Origin of the sequence: Xylanibacter ruminicola, from assembly GCF_900142525.1 — a bacterium.
In the GTDB taxonomy this organism is placed as follows: Bacteria; Bacteroidota; Bacteroidia; order Bacteroidales; family Bacteroidaceae; genus Prevotella; species Prevotella ruminicola_A.
The window spans coordinates 9,053-15,015 of record NZ_FRBD01000036.1; the positions used below are offsets into that span (position 1 = coordinate 9,053).

1 protein-coding gene and 1 pseudogene are annotated in these 5,963 nt (G+C 39.8%); both read left to right on the top strand.

Annotation, left to right across the window (positions count from 1 at the left end; translation table 11 throughout):
• Window positions 1–36 precede the first annotated feature (36 nt).
• Window positions 37–156 (top strand): annotated as a pseudogene (locus BUB86_RS18335) (hypothetical protein); the annotation flags it as partial.
• A 39-nt stretch (window positions 157–195) separates the two neighbouring features.
• Window positions 196–5,963 (top strand): BspA family leucine-rich repeat surface protein (locus BUB86_RS17795; protein WP_254795203.1); only part of this gene is annotated, 5,768 nt, incomplete at its 3' end.

Here is a 5,963-nt window from a genome sequence, read left to right on the forward strand (position 1 = left end):
GGCCTTAATACATCGAGTGTTTCGGATATGGATTCCATGTTTAGTGGGTGTTCTGCTTTAACAACTCTTGATCTTAGTAGCTTCAAGACTGATAACGTTAGATATATGGTTAATATGTTCGAAAGATGTACGAACTTAAAGACAATATATGTTGGGGACAACTGGTCAACAGAAAATCTTACATCAGGTTATGATATGTTCGATGGTTGTACAAGTCTCGTTGGTGGCGAGAATACACCTTATGATGCAGATCGTATAGACTACACTTATGCCCACATAGATGGCGGAAAAACAAATCCTGGATACTTTTCTGATGTCGCATATAAAGGCAAAGAAAATGAGCCTTATGCTGTGTTAAGTGAAGAGAATACTAAATTGACATTTTACTACGATAAGAAGAAGGAAACAAGAGGTGGTATGGATGTTGGACCATTTAGTGGAAAGACTTCACGTGGTTGGCATGGAGCTACTGCCGATATTACGAAGATTGTATTTGATAGTAGTTTTGCTAATTGTACCAGTATTACATCAACGGCATATTGGTTTGCTGCATTCCTGACTAATCCTACTTTTGAGGGAATGGAGTATTTCAATACGGTAAACGTTACTGATATGACAGAAATGTTTTCTGGAAGTAGTAGTTTAAGTAGTCTTGATTTAAGTCGCCTTAATACTTCAAGTGTTAAAAAAATGTCTTTGATGTTCTACGAATGTAATGCTTTGGAGACTCTTAATTTGACTGGTTGGAATACTGCGAATGTTACTAATATGAGCCAAATGTTTACGGAATGTACTCAATTACAGAGTATTGACGTAAGTAGCTTTAATACTGGAAGTGTTACAGACATGTCGTCAATGTTCGCGTCTTGTTCTTCATTAACAAGTCTGGATGTTAGTAACTTTAATACCAGTAATGTTACAACGTTTAATAGTATGTTCTCTGGCTGTTCAAATTTGACATCGCTTAATCTAAGTGGTTTTGATACTTCGAATGCTACAGTCTTTGCTGCGATGTTTGCCCAATGCCCCAATCTTACATCACTCGACCTGAGCAGTTTTAATACTCGTAATGCTCTAACCGTCATGAATATGTTCTATAGCGATACATCGTTAAAGGAAATATTTGTAGGTGCTGATTGGTCATTGGATAAAATCAGTGAAACATCAGACAATGGTAATCCTGGTAGTGGTGATGATTTTACTTACTGTTATGCTTTGGTTGGTGGCTCAGGAACAACTTATAGTGCCGAGCATACAGATTATACCTATTCTCACATAGATGGAGGAACCTCTAATCCTGGTTATTTAACTGATGTCGCATATAAAGGGAAAGAGAATGAACCTTATGCTGTACTAAGTGATAATAATGATGACTTTACTACAGGCGATGTTGTTACTCCGGGCAAGACTCTTACCTTCTACTATGATAAAAAGAAGTCTGATAGGAGTGGTTTGACTATTGAACCTTTCTATGATTGGAGTCAGGTAACTTGGGTAACTTCTTCTTCCCATATAACTAAGGTGGTATTTGATGACTCGTTCGCAAATTATTCTTCATTAACGTCAACCAGTTGGTGGTTTAGTTCATGTAGTAATTTGAAGGAAATTACAGGTCTTGAGAATCTCAAAACGGACAATGTCACTAATATGAGTTATATGTTCAATAATTGTAGCTCATTGACTTCTCTCGATTTGAGCAAACTCAAAACTGGCAACGTTGAGAACATGTATCGATTGTTTAGTGGTTGTAGCGCTCTGAGTAGCCTTAATTTAAGTGATTTCAATACTGCTAAGGTTACAAATATGAACGAGATGTTCCAAGGCTGTTCTTCGTTAACAACGCTAAATTTGGATTATTTCGATACTTCAAATGTTACCGACATGTCTTCTATGTTCTATGGGTGCTCAGGTCTATCTGCCATCAATGTAAGCAGGTTTAATACGGCCAAGGTAAAAACAATGAACGCCATGTTTAGAAGCTGTAGTGGTCTTACAAGCCTTGATATATCTACTTTTAATACTGAAAGTGTCACAGATATGGGCTATATGTTCCATGCATGTTCTGGTTTGACAAGTATTTATTTTGGAGACATAAATACATCAAGTGTAACTAACTTAGGAGAAATGTTTTGGGAGTGTGAGAACTTGACCACTCTTGACTTAAGCAAATTCAATACAGCCAGCGTAACAAGTTTAGAAAGGATGTTTGCGGATTGCATCAACCTTAAAACTATTTATGTTGGTAGTGGGTGGAGTACGGATGCTGTAGAATTTGGATATGATACATTCGTTCGCTGCTTAAAACTTGTTGGAGATAAAGGAACTACTTATAATGTAAGTAATTCTACTCATACCTATGCTCGAGTCGATGGCGGCCCGAATAGTGAAACACCAGGTTACCTCACCGATATTAATTCTCCTTCGTCATTTGGTGTTGCCATCTCTGTCGTAGGCAATGGTAAACTGACTATTGGTACAACAGAAATTAACGTTGATAATCCTCTGGAAATTACTGTTAATAGAGGGGATTCGATTACAATGATTATTACACCTACTTCTGGTAATTTGTTTGATAACATTAAGGTTGATGATGTTGATGTAACAGAACAGGTTGAGATAGACGCTACTTCAAAAGCTATGACGTATACCTTTGGTGGGGTCTATGGCGAACATAGTGTTGTTGCTACTTTTGTTAATGATACGAATGAAGCATATTCAGTACTGACTGATAATACCGACGATGTTACTACAGACGCTGGAACTGTTGCGGGCAAGACTCTTACCTTCTACTATGATAAACAGAAGGAAGCGAGAGGTGGTATGGATGCTACAGCTTATTGGGAGTGGCATAGATCTAATGAATTAATCACCTCTGTGGTATTCGATGATTCGTTTGCAAACTGTAACACGATTGAAAGTACAGCATCTTGGTTCCAGGGATGCAAGAATCTTACTAGCATTACTGGTCTTGATAAGCTTAATACTACCAATGTTACAGAAATGCAACAGATGTTCTATGAATGCTCATCGTTGACGAGCTTGGATTTGAGATCGTTTAATACGGCGAATGTTAATACAATGTTTGCTATGTTCTACGGATGCTCTAGTTTGGCAAGCGTTGATGTTAGCAGCTTCAATACTGAAAGTGTAGAATATCTTGGCAATATGTTCTATAATTGCTCTTCGCTTACCAGTCTCGATCTTAGCAACTTCAATACTGCTAGCGCTAAGAATATGGGTGGTATGTTTAGTGGCTGCAGTAACTTAACAACTATCTATGTTTCTCAAGGCTGGACAACTGATCTTGTTGTTGCTGATGAGGGATTGAATATGTTTAATGGTTGTGAGAAACTAGTTGGTGGAATAGGTACTGTTTATGATCCCAATAATTATACCTACACCTATGCCCATATTGATGGCGGTATCAGCAATCCTGGTTATTTAACCGATATCGACGACATAACTAGGGAAAATGAACCATATGCTGTACTAACAGATAATACAGAAAATGTTACTACAGATGCGGGCGTTGTTGTAGGTAAGACTCTTACCTTCTATTATGATAAGCATATGCAAGCCAGAGGCGGTATGAGTGTAGGTCCATTCTCATATGGTTCAAGTAGAGATTGGAATACTAGTTGCTCTTCTATTACAACAGTTGTTTTCGATGATTCTTTTGCAAATTGTACATCATTAACAAGTACTGCAAATTGGTTTGACGACTGCGTTAATCTTGCTACTATCCAGGGTATAGAAAACTTAAAAACAACTAATGTCACTGACATGCATTTCATGTTCTCTGATTGCAGTTCGTTGATTAGTTTAGATCTGAGTGGTTTTGATATGTCGAATGTCTCTTCTACACTGTTCATGTTCCAAGGATGCCGTTCATTGCAAAATGTCATTATGACAAATTGGGATACATCAAGTTTAAAGAATATGAATGGTATGTTTGAAGATTGTGCCACTTTGACAAGTGTGGATATTAGTGGTTTCAATACTTCGAATGTAGAGTTCATGCAAGATGTTTTTGCAGGATGTGACAATCTAAGAACTATTAATCTTACAGGTATTATTACATCTGAAGTAACAACGATGTGGGGTTTGTTTAGACATTGTTCTAACTTGACAACGCTGGATTTAAGCAGTTTCAATACTTCTAAAGTTACAGATATGTCAAATATGTTCTTAGGTTGTGGCTTAGAAGCGATTTATGTTGGTAATGGCTGGTCAACATCCGCTGTAACTGTATCCGAAGGCATGTTCTCAGGTTGTAGTAGCCTAGTTGGCGGTGCAGGCACGAAATATGATTCTAATAACGTAAGCTCTACCTATGCCCATATTGATGGCGGAACATCTAATCCAGGCTACTTAACTGATATCGTAGAGAAGGATCAGGAAGTTGAGCCTTATGCAGTACTAACCGATAACACTGGTGGGGCTAATACAAGAGCTGCTACAGTTGCAACCAAGACTCTTACCTTCTACTATGATAAGCGTAAGGCTGCCAGAAATGGTATGAGTGTAGGACCATTCGAGCTACCTCAGGATCGTGGTTGGGAGAGTGTTGCCCAGAATATCACAGCTGTCGAGTTCGACGCATCAATGGCTAACGATACTACCATCACGTCTACAGCCTATTGGTTCTATGGCTGTCAAGAACTAACATCCATTACTGGTATGGAAAATCTTAGAACCCAAAGCGTAACAGACATGAAGTACATGTTCTATGGCTGTAACGAATTGGAACAAGTGGATGTTAGTGGATTCAATACTGCAAAAGCAACAGATATGAGCGGTATGTTCTATAAGTGCCATCGTCTGCAGGAACTCAACTTGTCTAGTTTCAACACCTTCAAGGTGAGCAACATGAGTTGGATGTTCTATGGCTGTTACGACATAACTAAAATTTATGTAGCCAGCTACTGGACTACCGCTTCTGTGACAGAGAGTGAGGAAATGTTCGTAAACTGCACCAATCTTGTTGGAGGCGCAGGCACCATTTACAACGAAAGCCATGTGGATGCTACTTATGCACATCTGGATGACGGTGTGGATAATCCAGGATACTTTACCAATTTCACTGGTGTTACTCTTACTGCTAAGGACTATTCACGTGAGTATGGTGATGATAATCCTACATTCGAGTTTACTGCCAAGGGTGTTACTTTAAGTGGTAAACCTTCTATCACTTGTGAGGCAACTAAGTCGTCGCCAGCAGGCACTTATCCTATCACTATCGCCTATACTAAGGTTGATGGCGAGTCGGAGCTGGATATTACTTGCGTAAATGGTACACTGACTATCACCAAGGCACCGCTTACGATTGCGGCCAAGAGCTACACTATCAAGCAAGGTAAGGCCTTACCAACGTTTGAAGTGGAGTACTCAGGATTTAAGAACAACGAGACCGAGGCTGTGCTTACCACTATGCCTGCCGTATCTGTCAAAGCGAATGAGTATAGTGAACCTGGTGAGTATGAAATCACAGTTTCGGGCGCTGAGGCCGATAACTACGAGATTTCGTACGTAAGTGGTACGCTGACCATAACTGCGAAGACAGAAAGCTTTAATGGCACTGTGCTCACTGTTGAGGATGGCGGAAGTATTGACGATGCATTTGAAAGTTATGGTGGACGTGATGAAGCAGCAAAGACGCTGGCGGCAATCGTTTGGAACTCTGATACGCCTCTTACCTCAGAGATGCTCGAGGGTATTGACAATCCTAACTTGCTGGTTTACGTCAAGAAGGCTTCAATGGCTCCCGCAGGTGTAAACAACGTGGTTATCAATGGCACTGCAAGGAGCATTGTGCTGGTTGATACTGGTTCAGGCAATAACAACTTCTATGTTCCGCAGGAGTTTACTGCCGAGAAGATCAGCTACACTCGCGAGTTTAAGCAGACCACCAAGAAGAATGTAAGTCGCGGTTGGGAAGGCATCTGTCTGCCATTCGATGTACA